Annotated in this window: 18 protein-coding genes and 1 pseudogene; 8 read left to right on the top strand and 11 right to left on the bottom strand. The window is 56.9% G+C overall.

What is annotated here, in order from left to right; all coding sequences use genetic code 11:
- The first annotated feature begins 39 nt into the window (after positions 1-39).
- The gene (locus HN018_RS28305) at positions 40-561 is read left to right on the top strand and encodes a hypothetical protein (protein ID WP_171837350.1); all 522 of its coding nucleotides are present in this window, start codon (positions 40-42) and stop codon (positions 559-561) included.
- Positions 562-679: 118 nt separating this feature from the next.
- Here HN018_RS28305 and HN018_RS28300 read toward each other — a convergent pair whose 3' ends face one another.
- The 4 genes from HN018_RS28300 to HN018_RS28285 form a co-directional block, all read right to left on the bottom strand.
- Positions 680-1,195 (bottom strand): hypothetical protein, encoded by a 516-nt coding sequence (locus HN018_RS28300; RefSeq protein WP_171837349.1) that lies wholly within the window; start codon positions 1,193-1,195, stop codon positions 680-682.
- A gap of 71 nt (positions 1,196-1,266) precedes the next feature.
- On the bottom strand, positions 1,267-1,902 hold the full coding sequence (locus HN018_RS28295; RefSeq protein ID WP_171837348.1) for a hypothetical protein: 636 nt from the start codon (positions 1,900-1,902) through the stop codon (positions 1,267-1,269).
- Positions 1,899-2,606 carry a hypothetical protein gene (locus HN018_RS28290; protein ID WP_171837347.1) on the bottom strand — a complete coding sequence of 236 codons (708 nt, stop codon included), beginning with the start codon at positions 2,604-2,606 and terminating at the stop codon, positions 1,899-1,901. Before HN018_RS28290 ends, HN018_RS28295 begins: the two co-directional genes overlap by 4 nt.
- A 222-nt stretch (positions 2,607-2,828) precedes the next feature.
- Positions 2,829-3,101 (bottom strand): helix-turn-helix domain-containing protein, encoded by a 273-nt coding sequence (locus HN018_RS28285; RefSeq protein ID WP_171837346.1) that lies wholly within the window; start codon positions 3,099-3,101, stop codon positions 2,829-2,831.
- Positions 3,102-3,293: 192 nt separating this feature from the next.
- Here HN018_RS28285 and HN018_RS28280 point away from each other — a divergent pair, with 192 nt between their 5' ends.
- A complete protein-coding gene (locus HN018_RS28280; RefSeq protein ID WP_171837345.1) occupies positions 3,294-4,346 on the top strand; it encodes a hypothetical protein in 1,053 nt (350 codons plus the stop codon).
- Between the two features lie 622 nt (positions 4,347-4,968).
- Entirely contained in the window at positions 4,969-5,625 is a 657-nt protein-coding gene (locus tag HN018_RS28275) for a hypothetical protein (protein ID WP_171837344.1), read from the top strand.
- Positions 5,626-5,656: 31 nt separating this feature from the next.
- Here the strand turns inward: HN018_RS28275 and HN018_RS28270 are convergent, their stop codons facing one another.
- Positions 5,657-6,178, bottom strand: a complete 522-nt coding sequence (locus HN018_RS28270) for a hypothetical protein (protein ID WP_171837343.1) — start codon at positions 6,176-6,178, stop codon at positions 5,657-5,659.
- 121 nt (positions 6,179-6,299) lie between these two features.
- Between HN018_RS28270 and HN018_RS28265 the strand changes: the two genes are divergently transcribed.
- Positions 6,300-6,572: a CopG family ribbon-helix-helix protein gene (locus tag HN018_RS28265; protein ID WP_171837342.1), complete on the top strand. Its 273-nt coding sequence runs from the start codon at positions 6,300-6,302 to the stop codon at positions 6,570-6,572.
- A complete protein-coding gene (locus HN018_RS28260; protein ID WP_171837341.1) occupies positions 6,560-6,853 on the top strand; it encodes a type II toxin-antitoxin system RelE/ParE family toxin in 294 nt (97 codons plus the stop codon). The genes HN018_RS28265 and HN018_RS28260 overlap by 13 nt, the downstream gene beginning before the upstream one ends.
- A gap of 327 nt (positions 6,854-7,180) precedes the next feature.
- Here the strand turns inward: HN018_RS28260 and HN018_RS28255 are convergent.
- From HN018_RS28255 to HN018_RS28245, 3 genes and pseudogenes are all read right to left on the bottom strand, one after another.
- A pseudogene (locus tag HN018_RS28255) lies at positions 7,181-8,313 on the bottom strand (IS3 family transposase).
- A 251-nt stretch (positions 8,314-8,564) separates the two neighbouring features.
- Positions 8,565-9,314: a DUF4435 domain-containing protein gene (locus HN018_RS28250; protein WP_239479510.1), complete on the bottom strand. Its 750-nt coding sequence runs from the start codon at positions 9,312-9,314 to the stop codon at positions 8,565-8,567.
- Entirely contained in the window at positions 9,311-10,420 is a 1,110-nt protein-coding gene (locus tag HN018_RS28245) for an AAA family ATPase (protein WP_171837340.1), read from the bottom strand. The genes HN018_RS28250 and HN018_RS28245 overlap by 4 nt, the downstream gene beginning before the upstream one ends.
- Before the next feature lie 370 nt (positions 10,421-10,790).
- Here HN018_RS28245 and HN018_RS28240 point away from each other — a divergent pair, with 370 nt between their 5' ends.
- From HN018_RS28240 to HN018_RS28230, 3 genes are all read left to right on the top strand, one after another.
- Positions 10,791-11,015: an antitoxin MazE family protein gene (locus tag HN018_RS28240; RefSeq protein ID WP_171837339.1), complete on the top strand. Its 225-nt coding sequence runs from the start codon at positions 10,791-10,793 to the stop codon at positions 11,013-11,015.
- The gene (locus HN018_RS28235; protein ID WP_171837338.1) at positions 11,012-11,335 is read left to right on the top strand and encodes a type II toxin-antitoxin system PemK/MazF family toxin; all 324 of its coding nucleotides are present in this window, start codon (positions 11,012-11,014) and stop codon (positions 11,333-11,335) included. Before HN018_RS28240 ends, HN018_RS28235 begins: the two co-directional genes overlap by 4 nt.
- A gap of 70 nt (positions 11,336-11,405) precedes the next feature.
- Positions 11,406-12,890: a DUF6880 family protein gene (locus HN018_RS28230; protein ID WP_171837337.1), complete on the top strand. Its 1,485-nt coding sequence runs from the start codon at positions 11,406-11,408 to the stop codon at positions 12,888-12,890.
- Between the two features lie 132 nt (positions 12,891-13,022).
- On the opposite strand, the gene HN018_RS28225 is transcribed toward HN018_RS28230, so the two are convergent.
- From HN018_RS28225 to HN018_RS28215, 3 genes are all read right to left on the bottom strand, one after another.
- Positions 13,023-15,185, bottom strand: coding sequence for an AAA family ATPase (locus tag HN018_RS28225; protein ID WP_171837336.1), 2,163 nt, complete (start codon positions 15,183-15,185; stop codon positions 13,023-13,025).
- Positions 15,130-16,098: a tyrosine-type recombinase/integrase gene (locus HN018_RS28220; protein WP_171837335.1), complete on the bottom strand. Its 969-nt coding sequence runs from the start codon at positions 16,096-16,098 to the stop codon at positions 15,130-15,132. The genes HN018_RS28225 and HN018_RS28220 overlap by 56 nt, the downstream gene beginning before the upstream one ends.
- 66 nt (positions 16,099-16,164) lie before the next feature.
- Entirely contained in the window at positions 16,165-17,088 is a 924-nt protein-coding gene (locus HN018_RS28215) for a DUF5655 domain-containing protein (protein WP_171837334.1), read from the bottom strand.
- Positions 17,089-17,131 lie beyond the last annotated feature (43 nt).

The raw sequence follows: 17,131 nt of genomic DNA, 5'->3' as shown, positions 1-17,131 counted from the left end.
ATGAATTCTGCCGCCTTCCGGTAATCGTCGACCACGTCAATGAACCATCCCGATCTTCTGTTGCCGGATGCAGGATCCCTCCTGCTGCTGAGCGAGCTTGGGCAGCTCGCGCTGTTGCCCTTGATCGGCCGGCAGCTGGTGCTGGTCGACCTGGTGCGGATGGACCTCATGCGCCGTTCGCCCGAGTTGGCGGATCCCGTACTGGGCTGGCTCAAGGCACAGGGTGAGCGGGTGCGGGTTGATACAACTTCAAGCGGCGAGATGCTCAGACGGCTCTGGACCTACGAGCCGGAGTATTGGCCCTCGGATAGCGGCCTGACCGCGATCGCCGAGTGGCTGGCCAATGCCGCGCTGGAGGCCGACATCGAGTTGCTGATACTGACCGACACTCCTCGCCTGCATGAGGTTGCCGGCTTGCGCGGGCCGGATGCCGATATCGACGTTATCGGCATCAGCGGTCTGCTCGAGCTAGCTGAGGCACGAGGGCTGGTCACATCGGCAGCGGCCATACTCGGGGGCCATGCACTCCGGCATCAACACACGAGCCGCCGCCGGTCCTGACGCTCTTCCTCACCGGTGCTCATCGTCGTGGCGGCGACGGCTGAACCCTGGTGCGTCATGCCGATCCGCAGAGAAACGGCGCGTACGCCGGTTCGGGCCTGCAATGCCTCCAATCTGCTTAGAAGATGCCGGTCAGCTGGACGCTGTCGACGCTGATCCCAAGCCGCTTGTAGAGGGCCTCATAGCGTGGATCCTGCGGCACATAAGCGGCGTCGGGATGGCTGCCATCGGTGCCGACGACCCGGACCCATTCGTTTTGACCGTGGCAGACGCCATCGTAGTTCTCACGCATGCAGCTGACATCGAGCAGCACGTAGGTCTTGCCTTGCGTGCTGGTCAGGCAAGCCCAGGAGACAACCGCGGCGGCAAGTGCCTTCTGCTGGCCGACTACGATCATGCTCGCCTTCGGATCAACCTGAAGGGGAAGGGCCTTGTGAGTTGGTGTTCCAGTCAGCGTGAGCTTCTGTGCGAGCCAGGCGAAATCATCGTCCGGGGGCACATGCGGATCGGTGATCGAGGTCGCTGTGACCGTCGCCGGACCGCAGCTCAATGTACTGGTGACGGTCTTTGGCGCTGCAATCACAGTCGCTGATAGGGTCGCACAGATGGCCACGATCGGGAGCGTCATTTTCATCGTCTGGCTCCACTGGCTGCGGGTGCAGTCCAGCAAAAGCTGTGAGTAAACCACGTCCCTTAAAAATAAATTTATCGGTGCTGCCTAGGTTTGAAGTCTTCGGCAGCCAGCTCGGCTTCAACGTTTGCAATAAATTGGTCCAGAACCTCGACGCTGGATGCTGCAACAAGCGCGACGCCACCGTCATGGCCGGAACCGAACAGAAGCTTGCAGCCGGGTGGCAATGCCCGTCCTCGCCAGTCCATTCCATGCTGAAGCGCATCGACGATCGGGGCCGGGTCGGCAGCCGGGTCATATACCAGAGCGGCCTGTCCCCCCAGGCTCCAACCGCCCCAGACGAAGAGGTTGCGGGCCATGATTTCGTCGTCGGTGACCAGCACGCCAAAAGCGGCAGGGAGACTACCATGGAACAGACTTGCCATGACCCTGGTCTTGAACGAGGGCGACTGTGGTTCAGGAAAGAAGGTGCCACCCATAGCGGAGGCAGCATCATCCCACCGAAAGGCAATGTGTCCCAATCGCAGCAAGGCGCTGCATAGGATAGCCGCCGTAATTTGGGTAATCGCCTCGTCACGGTCATCAGGCGGCAAGGGCCACTCGATCAAGGCGGAAATCGTGCCCGAAGGCATGAGGCGCTCGATCTCAAACCCCTGGAATTTCACAAATGAGGACGTGTCGCGAGTGATGGTCAGCAGTGGGGGGGTCATTGCGAAGGAACCGCTATCTCGTGAGCTGGAATGAAGTGTGTGTTTTCCGCCCAGTTATAGAATACTCCGGCCACGGTGCTGGCTGTATAGTAGCCAACGAAGCCGCCAACGATCGCGCCGATGCCGCCGCCGATCATCGTACCGGCGCCAGGCTCGATCATGGTTCCGACCGCCGCTCCGGCCTTCCCGGCCTGATTTGCCAATACCGTGGCGGCTTCCCAGGCGGTGACAACCTGCAGAGTACGTTGCCAAGGCCGGTTCGCTGTAAGGATGGAAATGCCATCCAGCACAGCGCCGGTGATGATGAAGACCCGGCCGGCGGCACGGAAGGCTTTGGCGCCTTTGTAGATGGCTTCCCCAGTTGCTCCAGCCGGCATGTGGTTGGTGATGCCTGGGAAAGCCTTCCTGGCCGCCTTGCCCTCGATGTTCCAGTGGTAGTCGATGGCATGTGTGGACTTATTGGGCCCGTAGTCGAGCCGGAGAAATGGCTTGCCGTATCGAGCATCTTCTGGATTGCGGATGAAAATAGCCGACGTGCTACCATGCCAGTGAGGAGGGGGACGAAGGCTCAGTATCAATCCCTGCGTGCCTGGTACTGGAATGCGCACGTATGATGCGATCCCGGGCCCGATCAGCACGGAGCCAACCATCGGCGCATCCCATGTCGCTATGTGGTTTTGCGAGGTTTGCCGGGCGTCAGCCATGGTGTCCTTGTATGGGTTCAGGCCGGGTTGCTGCCCAACACAACTGGAGCGGCGGGCACTGATGTACACCCAAACGCGCAATAGAGTGAAAGCGCCCGGCGCATGCCGACCGTTGACGTCGATTGGCCGCTAGCCGCTGCCATCGACCGTCGTCTCGACATCCATCTCGATACAGCAGCAGGGCAGATCCGGCTTCAGTGCGCGTTTGAGCTCAGATCATGGTCAGGCGCTGGTGAGCTGGGGACCAGCAGAACCGGTTTTCTCCTCCAGGAGTCGACCAGCAGGTACACCGAGAGCCTGAGCAAGCCGCAGCAGCACCAGCAGGGTAGGATTGCGGATGCCGCGCTCAATGCCGCTGACGTAGGTCCGATCCAGACCGACTTGATCGGCCAGATCTTCCTGACTGATCCCAAGCCGAATTCGCTGCTGGTGCACCACGCGCCCCAGCACCACCCGCGGATCCTCGCCCTGGCCGATCTCGATCGGCGCCGGCATGACGCGCCTTGGCTTCCGGGGCGCCTGCGCCCGACGTGCTGGTGCTGCCGGCGCGACCTGGACGGGTGGACCGCTCCGGATGGATTTGCTCATCCCCGGAACAAGCCAACACCGTCATCTGCAATCCACGGACTATCGACTTGTGGTTTATAGTCGTCAGCTGGATGCTGAGACAGGTTAGGGACAGAGACCATGGCAACGATGAACCAAGATCGGGTTGCGTTCCTGACCCCTTTGATCCGAGGTGCTTTTGGCGCCTTGGCCAAGGTCATCGCCGCCATGGACGCAGCGGAGGTGCTGGCCAGCCTGCAGCTGATGGCGTCGGATCCAACCGAGGTGCTGATCTGGGAGAACATCGGCAGGCGGGCCTGGGACGAATACGAAGCAGGCCGTCCGCTTGGGGCCGAGCGCGTCGAGCTCACCGTGGCACCCAGCCTCTCCGTCCTGACAATCGAGCATCTGCTGACCCTGCTCGAGACGCTGGCGACGGGCGACCGCGTTCGTCTTTTGCCGACGTCAGAACCTTGGCGCGTCCTGGTGCGGGCTCCGGGCTTGCCTCGTGTCACGGTCGAAACCTGGCCCACCCTCGACCTTCCGGAAGACCTGTTGATCCGGATCGTGCTCGGCGCCAACAGCCCAGCCGAGCGGTTGTTCAAGCCAGGGCAGATGGAAGCCCTCTGGAAGCAGCGGTCGGCGCAGGCGCTGCAGCACTGGCTCTCCGTCAACCAAACCCGGCCGCTGACGGCACATCCCGCCTTCGCAGAGGTCGTGGAGCAGCCCGTGCTGGGCATGCCGGGCGTTTATCTCATCCGCCGGCCGCCGATGCCGTATTCGCCCCTACTGCCGGTCGCGCTGTACCAGAGCCCGGTTGCCTGGGCGGTGTTCGAGACGGCCGAGGAACTGGCGGCCAGCCGGGCGTACTACCGCCAGCCGGGGGCATCATTCTTCGCCGAGCTGCCGCTGTTCCGGAACCGGCCGCCGTGCAGTGCCGAGCCGACACGGATGGCTGACGGGGTTGCCGTCGACCATATCCGGGTGGTGCGGACGCCCTGGGACGGGGCAGGGGCGATCTCGGTCTACACCATGTCCGACAAGACCCTGCAGAAACGCCCTGAGCTGCGTCAGGAGGCTTATCGGGGCCGCTACCTCATCCATGTTGCCGACGATGCTGAGCAGGCCCTGGCGCTGTGGCGGAAGGCCGGCCTGGAGGTGCACCAGATCGAGTGGCCCTCCGTGATCCACTGACCCTCACCGACCTCGAGGCTGCCGGAAAGGCCACCTCACGTTTCTTGGTTCGGTTGAGAGCCGTTTCTTCGTCCCGGCCTGCATCACCCCAAGGCGACGAGCGCAGTGGCGGTCCAGGCTGGCCGCAGGCCATCGCCGTAGGCGACGCGCAGCGGCCTTGACCGGTGCGAGCACGGCGCCACCCTCAGACAGGTTGGGCTGTCTTCTGCAGGCGCACCAGGGCACGGGCAGTTTGCGATGGTCCTGGCATCGTGTGCGTCGGGCGGCCCGTCGTTCGTGCATCCGGTATTGCTGCCGACCCCAGCATCAAGCCTTTGGCGGCGGTAAGGCTCCAACCCAGACGAACAGAGTCTCCTTGCTAGTCTCTAATCGATTCCAGAACGATCTTTCCGCCGGGATACCCAGAGGGGCCAGCTTTGGCAGACCAAGTCACCCTAGACGCATGCACCCGTCTAGGGTGCCTTGGTCTGTAAAAAATCCATGTCAGTTCCGACACGAACCTCCCTCCCGTGACCGGGAACGAAAGCGGTAACAAAAGCGGATACGCTATAAGGGAACAAATCCGGGAACATTTGCGGGACGGCTCTGGACGCTTTGGGTGAGAAACTGCCAAGCTTCACCTATGAGCAAACCGAAGATCCGGCCTCCAGATGGTGGTGCCACGAAGCGGCTGAGGACGCAGGAAGAGCTGATCGAGCTTGCTCAGCGGCTCGGATCGGACTGGCAGACGGGCGACAACGTCATGACGTGGATCAGGCGGCACGAGGGGCGAACGGGGGAGCTGAGCGATCTCGTCCATGACGGATGGTCCTGGGACGATGTCGGTCGTGCGCTCGCGCTGGCTAACATTCACTACAAAACCGGCATTCCGATGAGCGGTGCCGTCCTGCGCAAGAAGGCTTGCGAGGCACGACAGATGGAGCGAGAGCGGCTGGCATCGGAGAACGCCCGGCGGCTGGCCCTTGCTGCAGGGATTTCACCTGGACGTATTCGGAGCACGGCTGGAAACAGACTCCAGATGACCATATATCCTGGTCCGCAAGAAAATGACCGTTCAAGTGCGCCAAATACGGGGGCGAAGTTATCTCCTTGGCAAGAACCTCTTGAGCCGGAGGAGCTCGCCCAGATGGAACCCCAGTTCAAGCCAGTCTCGTTGAGAGGAGGTCGGAAGTTGCCTCCTCCTGTGCCTATGCCGACGGCACCCAGACTGCCAAGTAACCCGATGCAGGGCCTAAGCGACGACGAGATCGTTGCGCGGATATTTGGTAAGAAGCGGTAGCTTGCTAACGGTCTCAATCCGTCCAGCGTGACTATCGGCGGCGTCGGTGGGTGACCCGTTGCTGTAGCGAACAGCCAATCAACCGGTCTGTTGCAGAGGCGACCAGTCCCTGCGCTTCGGCCAGCTCCAGCAGACCGTGCAGCCCCATGACGTCGATGTCGGCATCTGGCCCGCGTATGGAAGCGATCTCGTGTAGCCGGAGATTGTCCGTCAGCACCAGCAGATCGGTGTCCGCCTCCATGACCGCATCCGCTAGCCACTCGGCAATAGCGGTCAGGGCGCCGTCCGAAGGCCAGTAGGCCGGCTCATAATGCCAGAGCCGACGAAGCGTCTCACCGCTTGGCGTAACCCCGAGCTGGATCCGGTCAGCTTGATCGTGGAGCCATGCCAGCACCGGAACAGCAATATCAGGCGCTCGGTGCTCGAGATCCATCTGCACCAGGTCGACGAGCACCAACCGGTTCGCCATGGAAGGAAGCAGGTCGAGCAATCCCAGCTCGCCTAGAACCAGCAGCGAGGCCGCATCCGGCAGCAGCAGGTCAGGGCGCTTCATGAGCTTGGCGGTGTCCACTTACTACTCAAGGCTCTGCCAGATTCCACAGGGTAGGATCAATCATGGACTGCTTTCGTCACTGCTCCTAAGGTAGCTACAGGTACTACCTAAGGAGATAGGCATGGCCGTGTCCGTCAAGTTGGATGATGCTCTCAAAGGCCGCGTGCAGCATCTGGCTGCCAGCCAGCGCCGGACTTCACACTGGATCATGCGCGAGGCCATCCAGCAGTATGTCGAGCGTGAGGAAGCCCGGGAGAGCTTCCGGCAGGAGGCACTGGCCTCCTGGGCTGAGTATCAGGAGACGGGCCAGCATCTGACCGGTGATGAAACCCGCACATGGCTTCAGGGCTGGGGGAACGGCCCAGAGACTGACGCGCCACCGTGCCACGAGTAGTCGTCACCGCTGGTGCGGTTCGGGGACTTGAGCGGTGCCGGCAGTTCCTGGCGGAGAAGGACAGTCGTGCCGCTGGGCGTGCCGGATCCCTGATCGAACGGCAGTTCCTTCTCCTGGAGGGCTCGCCGGAGATTGGGCGGCCGTTGGACGAACAGCCCGAGCTGCGCGAGCTCGTGATCGGGTTTGGTGAGGCCGGCTATGTGGCGCTTTACCAATATGCACCCGGCGACGAGGCGGTCTTCGTGCTGGCCTTCCGGCATCAGAAGGAAGCCGGCTACTAAACCCGCGTAACAGATGTTATCGCAACTGCGTCGATTGTGCTTTGCAGCCTATCATTTTTCTAAGTCCTGAGGAATATAAACCTGCCTACGTTGGGCGACGGATACTAAAACCAGCCGTCCGGAAGACGTGGCAGATGTTAAGGCTAGCACGTCACGCATGAAGTGCCAGCCAACGCGCCCAGGTGAGGTGGCCGGCTTCGTCGAGACACCGTTTCGGTTTCTATAAGTGGAGCCTCTGCCGATTGAGGGGTCGTCTGCCGATGTCTGGGCATCTGTTACGGTTGGGCTATATCTTCCTTCCGCAAGCCCGGGCATCGACCTTGTAATTCATGCCGCCAGCAGCGGCACGTGGTTGAAGTAGGCATCGTCAGGCGTGCGAGCGTCAAGGCTCGAGTGTGGTCGGCGCGTGTTGTAGAAAGTCAGGTAGCGGTCAAGACAGGCACGGGCCTCTCCAACGCTGTCATAAGCCCGCAGATAGACTTCCTCGTATTTGACCGATCGCCAAAGCCGTTCGACAAACACGTTGTCGCGCCACGCACCGCGGCCATCCATGCTGATGGAAATGGTGTTGTCGGTCAGCAGGCCGGTGAAGGCCGCGCTGGTAAATTGACTGCCCTGATCAGTGTTGAAAATCTCGGGCTTGCCGTGCCTGGCGAGCGCTTCCTCCACTGCCTCTATGCAAAAATCCACCTCCAACGTTATCGATAATCACCATGACAGGACCCGTCGGGTGAACCAGTCCACAACAGCCGCCAGGTAGATAAATCCGCGCGCCATTGGAATGTATGTGATGTCCATCGCCCACGCCTGGTTCGGCCGCCCGACCGCCACGCCGCGCAGGAGATATGGATAGATCCTATGCCCCGGTGCCGGCTTGGAGGTGTTCGGGCGGCGATACAGCGCCTCGATGCCCATGCGCCGCATCATCGTGGCTACCAGTTCGCGCCCGATCACGACGCCCTCACCGCGCAGCAGATCCCGCAGCATCCGGCTGCCCGCGAACGGATAGTCGAGATGCAGCGCGTCGATCCGCAGCATGATCGCGAGCTCCTTCTGCGGCACCGGCCGAGGCTCATAGTAGAAGCTGCTACGGCTGAACCCGAGCAGCTCAGCCTGCCGCAGCAGCGGCAGATCATGGCCGCGGTCGATCATCGTTTTGCGCTCAGCAGGCCGGCTTTGCTGAGCGCACCGGACAAAAAATCATTCTCCAGCGCCAACTCGCCAATCTTGGCATGCAGCACCTTCAAATCTACGGCAGGTACTACTTCCGCGCCGCTGGACCCGGCGGCAAAAACACTGGCAACACCCTCGATCAGTTGTGCCTTCCAGGCCGTAATCTGGTTCGGATGCACGTCATACTGCTGTGCCAACTCCGCCAGCGTCTTCTCGCCCTTGACGGCAGCCAGCGCCACTTTCGCTTTGAAAGCCGGAGCATGAGCCCGGCGTGTCCGTTTCGTCATGGTCTCTCCTGATACGCGGCATGATCGCCGCTTCCAGGCAGACTTTCCACTTATAGGACTGTCCGAATTTGGCCAGCCACCTCTAGGTGTGTTCTAACGCGGAAAGCTTCAGCGGTCTGAGTGACCAGATGCATGTTTGTCTTTGCGTTTAATGAAGGCTACAAGCGCCAACGTGGCGGTCGCTGGTTTCCCGCAGTTTTGGATTAACAGCTTTCACTTGATCATTTATGTCAGCACCGAAATCTCCTAGTTTAAGCCAATTCGCCTCTTATAAGTTTACAAATCCTCCGAAAGTTCTCGCCTCTTCGAGAGGCACCAAATGCTATCAGCTGCTTCGTACTATGTTTTACGTCTCGACCATTCGCGGAAAACCGTCTCTGAGCAATTGCTATTAATGACTTTCCACGTAGAACTCTTTTGTAATTGGTCTTAATAAAATCTAGTAGATCAACAGGGTAGGCTTCGCCCTCCGAAAGCTTAGTTTGTTCTAGATAGAAATCGATATCATCGAGAACCTTTCCTGGATGGGTACGAAAAGCGGAGTCTTTGCCATGCAAAGCCCTTGACACTGCTAATGCATACCATTTAAGAAACTTTACGATATCAGAATGATATTGATCAAGCTCTCTTGTATCTAAGAGTGCTTCTATATCGCCATCTGCAAACAGATCGTTTTCTATAGAATAACCATCTGTTGTAAGTACACCCACAGGACACAAATCCTCTCCCGGGTTTGAATGGACCCAAAGATCTTTATCAACAATAAAGATTACGGTTGCTAGAACGGAAATTTGGCTTATCCTATCGCGCAATTCTAGAACAGAGTTTTTGTTTCCTGCTGGCAACATATCGATATTATATTCCCTTAGTTCCTCTTCTATTTTTCTATAGAATATGATATCATCCTTACCTTCAACCAAAATAGTCGTAAGTGAAGTTCTTTTTAGCAACTCGAAGAGTTCGTCTGTTGTTACCTGCGGCTTATCTGTGCGCATGCTCATTCACCGCGATCTACGCCAACTGAAACCTCTTTGTCTGGGTATTTCCCATATATAAATGGAGAATGCGTAGCAAAAATGAACTGGTTTCCAGACCTTTGCTCATTGAGAATTTGATAAAGCTGCCTTTGCCAGTCAACATGAAGACTCAACTCTGGCTCATCGATAAATATTATCGCATTCTTATAGAATGCATTATAGCAAATAAAACTTAGCATCTGTTTTTCGCCAGCTGACAAAGCTTCACTATTAATTGCTTCTGCGGCATCTCCGAAACTTAAGCGCTTGTCAAATAGAATACCGGAGTGTTGAAACAACTTTTTTACAAGATCCTTGACTGCATCAAGAGGTTTCATAGTCTCCGTTCGGAATGTCTCAATCTTCTCGATATCGGCACGTGTTTCCGAGAGAAGATCATCTGCATTCTGCTGCTTGTGGCCGTCTCCTTGCTGGTAATGTTTGATTTTTTCGATTACGTTTCTGGAGACATTACCTTGATATGCATTGATCTCTTCTGAAAACGTTGCGTATCTTTGTAGAAGAAGACTAACTATGTCTTGTGTCGATATGGCAGAAACAAATAAATGATTTTGCTTAGTTAATTTACGCGCAAATGTCGCAAGAGACTCATCTACATCACTTTCGGTTCGGGTAGCACTTCTATTCCGGCGTTGCCTGCCAGACGCCATAGAAAATCCACCTTCGATCCTACGAAAGGTAGGGAAGAATATTGATCCCCCTATAGCCATCAGAACAGGGTTTGCCTTATCCTCGGCCGCTTCGAGAAATGGCTCATCTTCGGGGTCTCCCTCATCGTCCTCAAACAGGGTCCGATCACCCTTCACATCGAGCTCCACCTTGCAATGCATGGATCCCGTTCGAATCACTGTGCAAGTATATTCACTAGTCTCCAAAGCACAGATCTTAAAATTGATCTCCCGCAACGCCAAGAGAATATTCCCACTCATTATGAACCAAGCTAGCTTCATAATAGTTGTTTTTCCGGACCCATTTCTGCCGGTCATTATGTTTAAGTCATCGTACAGGCTTAGAACAACTGGATTCTGTCTACCAAAAAGGCCCGAGACGGTAATGGTCTTTATATGCATATCGCTTAGTCTCCGCGTCTGACTCCGCCGATCGGCTTCGTAGGAGTTTCACCGCTTTCTGGGCTCTGTTCGATGCTTGGAACGCCTGCACTAGGCGCTGAGCTTCCATCAGAGGAAAATAATGAACGTCTCCGTTGGAATGGCACTAACGATGCTGAACGGCAAGAATGGATCGATACTCCGCGAGGTCCCTGTTTCCACACTGACCGCTCGGGGAACAACAGGCGCCTCTCGGACAGCCAGCCCTTATCACCCCTGATAACGTCTTCTATCAGGGGTGATTGTCAGGGTAGAGTTACGCGGGCATCCGGCCACTGCTTACGGGCTGATGACCCTTGTCCAGTACTTGTAAGGCCGCTACATGTAACGCATGGCAGCAACCGGAACCGGAGCGCAGCGTGTGCAGCGCCGTCGCGACAAGCTGAAGGCTGCAGGGTTACGGCCTGTGCAGATATGGGTGCCTGACACCCGTGCGCCCGGCTTTGCTCAGGAATGTGCTCGGCAGTCTCGGATGATCCAAGCCGCTGAGGGTCAGGACGATCCCGATCACGACGCTTGGTCTGACGCAACAGACACGAGCGGCTGGACGGCGTGAGGCGCGGTGACCTGGTCACTGTGGCGCTGCAGGGAGAGCAAGGAAAACCCCGGCCGGCGCTGGTCGTGCAAGCTGACCATTTCTCGGATCTGCCGGCCATCACCGTGCTGCCGATCACCAGCACGCTGATTGAGGCGCCACTCTTGCGGATTCCGATCGAGCCGAACGAACGCAACGGCTTAACCAAATCATCGCAGATCATGGTCGACAAGCCGCAGACGCCTCCCAGGAACAAAGTTGGGCCGACCTTCGGGCACCTGGACGACATGACCATGGTGGCAGTGAACCGGGCTTTGGCACTGTTCCTGGGGCTGGCTTAAACCGCTCCAACGCTTTCTGTGCCGCTGTCATAGCGGCTCAACGCCCACCAACCACGGCCAGGAGCTGAGCATGTCGCCTCGCCCCCGCGTGTCCCGATCGCGCCTAACCCCGGCGGTGGCTGAGGAGCCGCCCGCTAAGCCTGCACGGGCTCCGGCCAAGAAGGTGACGCGATCGCGAGCACTGAGCGTAGACACCCTGGAACAACTGGGCGCCCGGCAACTAGCCGAGCTGCTGATGGCGCAGGCGCAGAGCGATCCGGCGCTGGGACGCTCGCTCCGCCTAGTCCTGGCCGGCACCGACGGGGGCACCCGGCTGGCGGCGGAGGTGGAGAAACGGCTGCGGACGATCCTGCGCTCGCGTGGGTTCATCGAGTGGGACAAGGTGCGGCCGCTCGCCCGCGAGTTCGAGGGTCTACGCGAGACGATTGCTGGTCCGCTCGCACAGGCGGATCCACGGGCGGCCACAACGCAGATGCGCCTGTTCCTGGAACTTGCCGAGGGCGTGTTCGAGCGCAGCGACGACGGCAGCGGCAGCCTGGGTGACGTGTTCCGCAAGGCCGGTGCCGATCTGGGACGGCTCTGGGCGCTGCTTCCAAGCCGTGACCCTGTCACGCTGGCGGCCGAACTGCTGTCCCTACTTGATGCGGACGACTACGGCACGACCGATCGTCTTCTTGAGGCGTCAGGTCCGGCGCTTGGGTCTGAAGGCCGGGCCGAGCTGCGCCGTCTGCTGCACGCCCGTCTTGCGACTTTGCGGCGTGTGCGCGGACGAGATGACTTCGGAGACTCGCGCGGCCGGTTCATGGTGTCGCTGCATTTGCGGGAGCTGTCTGATCTCGAGGGTGATGTTGACGCCTATATCGCTGCGATCGAAGCCGGCGGCCGGTCGGAGAACTTCGCCGGCGACATCGCGGAACGGCTAATCACCCACCACCGTCCGGCCGAAGCCTTGGGCTGGTTGGACCGCGCTGCCGTCCGTCACGATGAAAGCCGGCAGATCGACCTCCGCATCGCAGCGCTGGACGCACTTGGGCGCAAGACGGATGCGCAGCATCTGCGTTGGACAACGTTCCAGCGCTTCCTCAGCGTCGAGCACCTACGGGCCTATCTCCGTGGCCTACCCGATTTCGACGACGTCGAAGCAGAGGAGCAGGCGGTCACGCATGCACTCGCGCATCCTGACCGGGGCCTGGCACTCATGTTCCTGGTGGCGTGGCCAAACTTCAAGGCGGCGAACCAGCTGGTGCGAGACCATCACGAGGACCTCGATGGGGGAGAGTATTTCCGACTTCGGCCGGCAGCCGAGGCACTGGCGGAAAAGTATCCTGCGGCGGCGACGCTGCTGCATCGGGCACTGGCAGAGGACGTGCTGCGGCGGGCGTCATCAAGGCAGTATCAGTATGCTGTTCGCGACGTGCGAGCCTGTGCTGGCCTCGCGACATTCCTATCCGATCAACCGGGTCTAGAGACGCATGCCGCCTTCATGGCTCGGCTCTGGCGGGAGCACCCGCGCAAGAGCGGGTTCTGGTCGCTGCTCGATCCGGGCGTACGATGAGCTTCCTCAATAAAGAGAAGGCTTCGGCCTACAGGCGGCAGCCCCCATTGTATGTGAACCGAAACTGCAGTTTCGGTTCAGAATACAATTAGTGTATGATAAAGGTCGTTTTCATACATAAAGTCCCGATCTCTAGTCAGCAACTATCTGGTCAATGATGACTTTCATGCCAGCCGGTTTGACACCCTTCTCCGTCATTCGACTAACAATAAGATTTCTAACTAGTTCGTAACCTTGCAGGTTTTCCAGTTGAACAAATTGTTTGAGTATCTCTCTCCCAGGCAACTTCTTCCTCCAACTACCTGTAGCGAAGCTTTGTTGTATGTCGCTTCTGAATGTTTGTTCGACTTCGTTCAGTCTTTCTTTAGACAAATCGCTCAAGACAACCTGTCGCATTTTGTCAGCAGAGCGATTAGAGGCTTCAGAAAGATCATTTCCGATAGTCAAAGTGGCAGGGTCAAAACCTAGCTTTATACAATCTACCAATTTCGAGTTGGCGTAAGCTTTCATCTTCTGCACTAACATGCTTGGAACAACATTCTGAGCTGCTAAAACTAAGCGGTCTCCCACAGTTTTAGCGTCATATTCTTTCTGCAGCCTCAGTGAATTAAGAACGTCAGCAATTATAGAATCTTCTAATAGGTAATTCTCTAGGTGGTAAACGTCCCAAGAAAATCTGTTTACTCCGGGTGTTTGAACACTGGGATCATCTGCATCGCTATCCGTTACAGCATAGAATTTTGTTGGAAGATCACCATTTGCGTAAGCTCTGGCCAGAATCTCATGTAAGGCTTGTACCCTTGCTTTATTGGTTCCCGAAATGAGATTGATTCCTCGCAGTTCTTCAGCAAAAAGGCTGCCAGTGATTGTTTTATCGAAATCTGAGTCACCTCCCCCTTCGAAAATTAATCCTTTTCCGCCTGGGCGATAAGCCGCTAGATCCCCAACTAGATCCGCAATTGCAAGGTCGAGATCAGCTGTTACATTTAAAGGCCGTAGCTGCGATGTGCCTGTCACTTCGGCACCGCATGGCAGCATATGGAATACGTTGAAGCCTGGCTTTCCGACGGCCTCTCGGATCAACGCATCTGAATGGGTGACAAGCCAAAGTTGGTTCTGCAAGGCTTCGCCAAGATATTTCCTATAGAACTCCGGAAGCCCGCGAATAAGCCGCGGGTTTAGATGCAGTTCTGGCTCGTCAAGAAGGATTATGGAGTCTTTCGGGGCGGAACTTCTTATCCGAAGATATCCATAAAGAATTTCCTTTTCCCCTGAGCTTAGCTCATCGAGGTCATGTTCGGTTCCGTTTTGCGTCATGACTGGGAAAGCTAGGCTGCCATCTTTTGTAGGGCGAGGACCTAGGAAGGTTTTATCAGGGAAAAACGAATCGAATAGCTCTTTTAAAGTCTTGTTTAGAGAATATTCTCCGTCAGAAACATTCTTAAGTCCAGCCTGCTCTGCCAAAAGCTCCCGGATGAAACTTCCTGCCATTTCACTTTTAACGTTATTATATTTAGCATTGTAGTTGTATAGCGTGCTTTGACTGTATGTCTGTTTAGCTTGATCTAGATTTAGATTGATTCCTTGAACGCTTTCGCGGCCATAATGGCGTTGCGCCCCATGAAAATCGATAACGCCTATATCTCTAGGCCTGTATGTACTAAATATTAAATTTAGTAAGACAGAGTCCTGTATCGCGACTTGCCCATCGATCTTAATCTCGATTTTACCACTTATATCTTTTTTTGATAAAGCGGTTTGCACGCTTGGCAGTAAGTCGGCGACTTTTTTGTCAACCTCTGGTTGCTTCTCGCGAAATTGAGCTGCGAAGAGAGCTTTGTGCCATCCACCATATTGAAAGGCCTCGGGGAGAATGCTTTGCCATATTGTTTCCTCGACCAACGTCTTAGCGTTGGTAGAAATATATAACTTTTCACTATCCCTAAGTTCGAAATCAACCTTAATTACAACCGTCTTAGTTGCGTCATTAAACAGCCCCTGGAGATTTTTCGCTCCTCCGTGGAGCTGTATCTGGAACTCTCCGAAAAAGTTCTGCCATTCATTTTGTTGGTATCCACCGTACGTTGATTTCAAAAGCCGGATAGCATCAAAAATACATGACTTTCCGGAGCCGTTTTGTCCGGCAATGATAATTGTGTCGCCTAAGCCTTCTGCCTCAACACGCTGAATACCCCTAAAGTTTGTAACTAGAAGATTGTTTATTTTCATTTCTAGCCCATTAGTAAGTCGCAAAAAAGCTTGCCGCTTTTTCTGGATTATACCCTCGGCGGTCATACAGCTTTGTCGTGCTTGGGTCACGATGTCCTGCTGCTTTCTGCACGTCCTCCAGCTGCGCGCCGTTTTCCAGCGCTGTCGTGATGAAGGTCGCCCGCATCGAATGAGCAGAGTAGCCACGAGGAAGATCGATCGCCGCCGCATATTTCCGTACCATGCGATCGATCGCGTCCGGATCGAGCCGGCCGCCCGGATCAAGTGGCTTGGAGTTGCCGCGCAGCGGCCGGAATAACGTCCCCTGATGATCGGCGGTATGGCCGGCCCGATCGAGATATGCCCGGATGCGCTGCGCCGCCTGCGGATGGATCGCCAGCGCGTCGCGCCGCCCACCCTTACGGGTCAGCCGCAGTGCGTCGAAGCCCCGGTTCTGGTGGAGATCCCCCACGGTTAGGGCGGCGATCTCCGCCCGGCGTAGCCCAACCTGCAAGCCCACGGAGAGGATCGCCCGATCGCGAAGTCCGGCCAGCGTGTCCTCGGCCGGCACATCGAGCAGCTTGCGCGCCTGCGCCTTCGAGAAGGCGAGGGTGCTGCCTTCCTCGCGGTTGATGTTCGGCCGCGCTACGTCGACCACTGGATTACGACTGGCAGCTCCATGTCGCACCAGGTGTTTGAACAGGCTCGACAGCGCCGACAGGCGCCGGCGCACGGTCGAGTGCGCTGCGCCCTGTTCCTCGCGCATGATGCGCTCCCAGGCGATGACGGCGCGATGATCGACCTGGCGAAGCTGGTCGGGCGTCGTGATGCCGAGCGTCTTCATGAAGTGCGCGACGTCGAGCTTGTAGGCACGGCGGGTGCGCGCGCTCTTCTGGCTGGCGAGCCAAACGTCTTCTTCGGCGATTGCCGCTAGGACATCGAGGTGGACGAGTTGGCCCAGTCGAGCGCTCGGGATGGGAACAAGAGGGGGTTCGGTCACGCCGGCAGCGTAGCAGACCTTTAGCACGTGATAAACTGGATTATCACGTGCTGAAAGAGCCGGCTGCTATGATGCTTGATAGCTTTGCTCGAATAATAGTTTTGCGCGCTCGACATCCTCGGTCTTCGATAGTGTAACTTCTAGATCACCGGTCCCGTAATGGCCAATTTTGCTTACATCGCGTGTAAATCCGGCTTGTAAATCGATGGAGGCAGGATCGACCTTTAAATAAACTAACAGCTTACGGGCCGTAGGCTTGATTTCCACACAGGCAAAGTTTTTAAGACGGGTGAACGCAAAATAATTCTTCAGCGTTCGCTCCTGCACGTCGTCTCCGATGGCACGGAGAAGCGCTCGCGTAGATTCGAACAGATCGGTCAGACCGGCATCCGCATCGGCCAAGTATTCCGTGACTGACTTATATTTGGCCGGGATTACACCCGAACTGACGCCCGCGTCCTCAATCGCCAGATCCGGCCGAGCAACCACTGTGCTTGCTGTCGTGGTTACAAGATCAAGCAACAGCAGATCATCATCGAATCGCCGATAACGTATCAACTCAATGTTGCGGCTGATTTGCTTCACGGCATGCTCGTCATAGCGCGTGAAGTCACCGGCTATGCAGATTAGCCGTGGCGCGGACCATTCGACCTTTGCAGCTTCGTCCTTGCCGTAGCGTTCCATAACAAGCCAAGCAAAATCACGGCGGTGATCCATCAGCCAATCAAGATAGAACAAACCTTGGTTGATAACGTTTTCATTCGATGCACGCTTGTACTCTATGATAACGGGACAGAAGTTTTCATCGACGCCCAGCGTGTCGATCCTGCCGTTGGTCGTCCGATACTCGGAAGCGAGGAAGCGCACGCCAAGCAAGCCCTCGAGGTTGCGTTCAAACAGCGTTTGAAGGGATCGTTCAAGTGGAACGGTAGCTCCGGTCAATTCTGAAACGCCAGTTGACGACAGTCTAAAAAGCTTAAGGTCACTCACGCTGAGTTACGCCTAAAATGCGACGGCTCCACCTCTACCTGGC

The sequence above is a fragment of the Lichenicola cladoniae genome, assembly GCF_013201075.1.
Lineage (GTDB): Bacteria > Pseudomonadota > Alphaproteobacteria > Acetobacterales > Acetobacteraceae > Lichenicola > Lichenicola cladoniae.
Note: the sequence above shows the minus strand (reverse complement) of the source record. Positions and strands in the feature narration are given on the sequence as shown.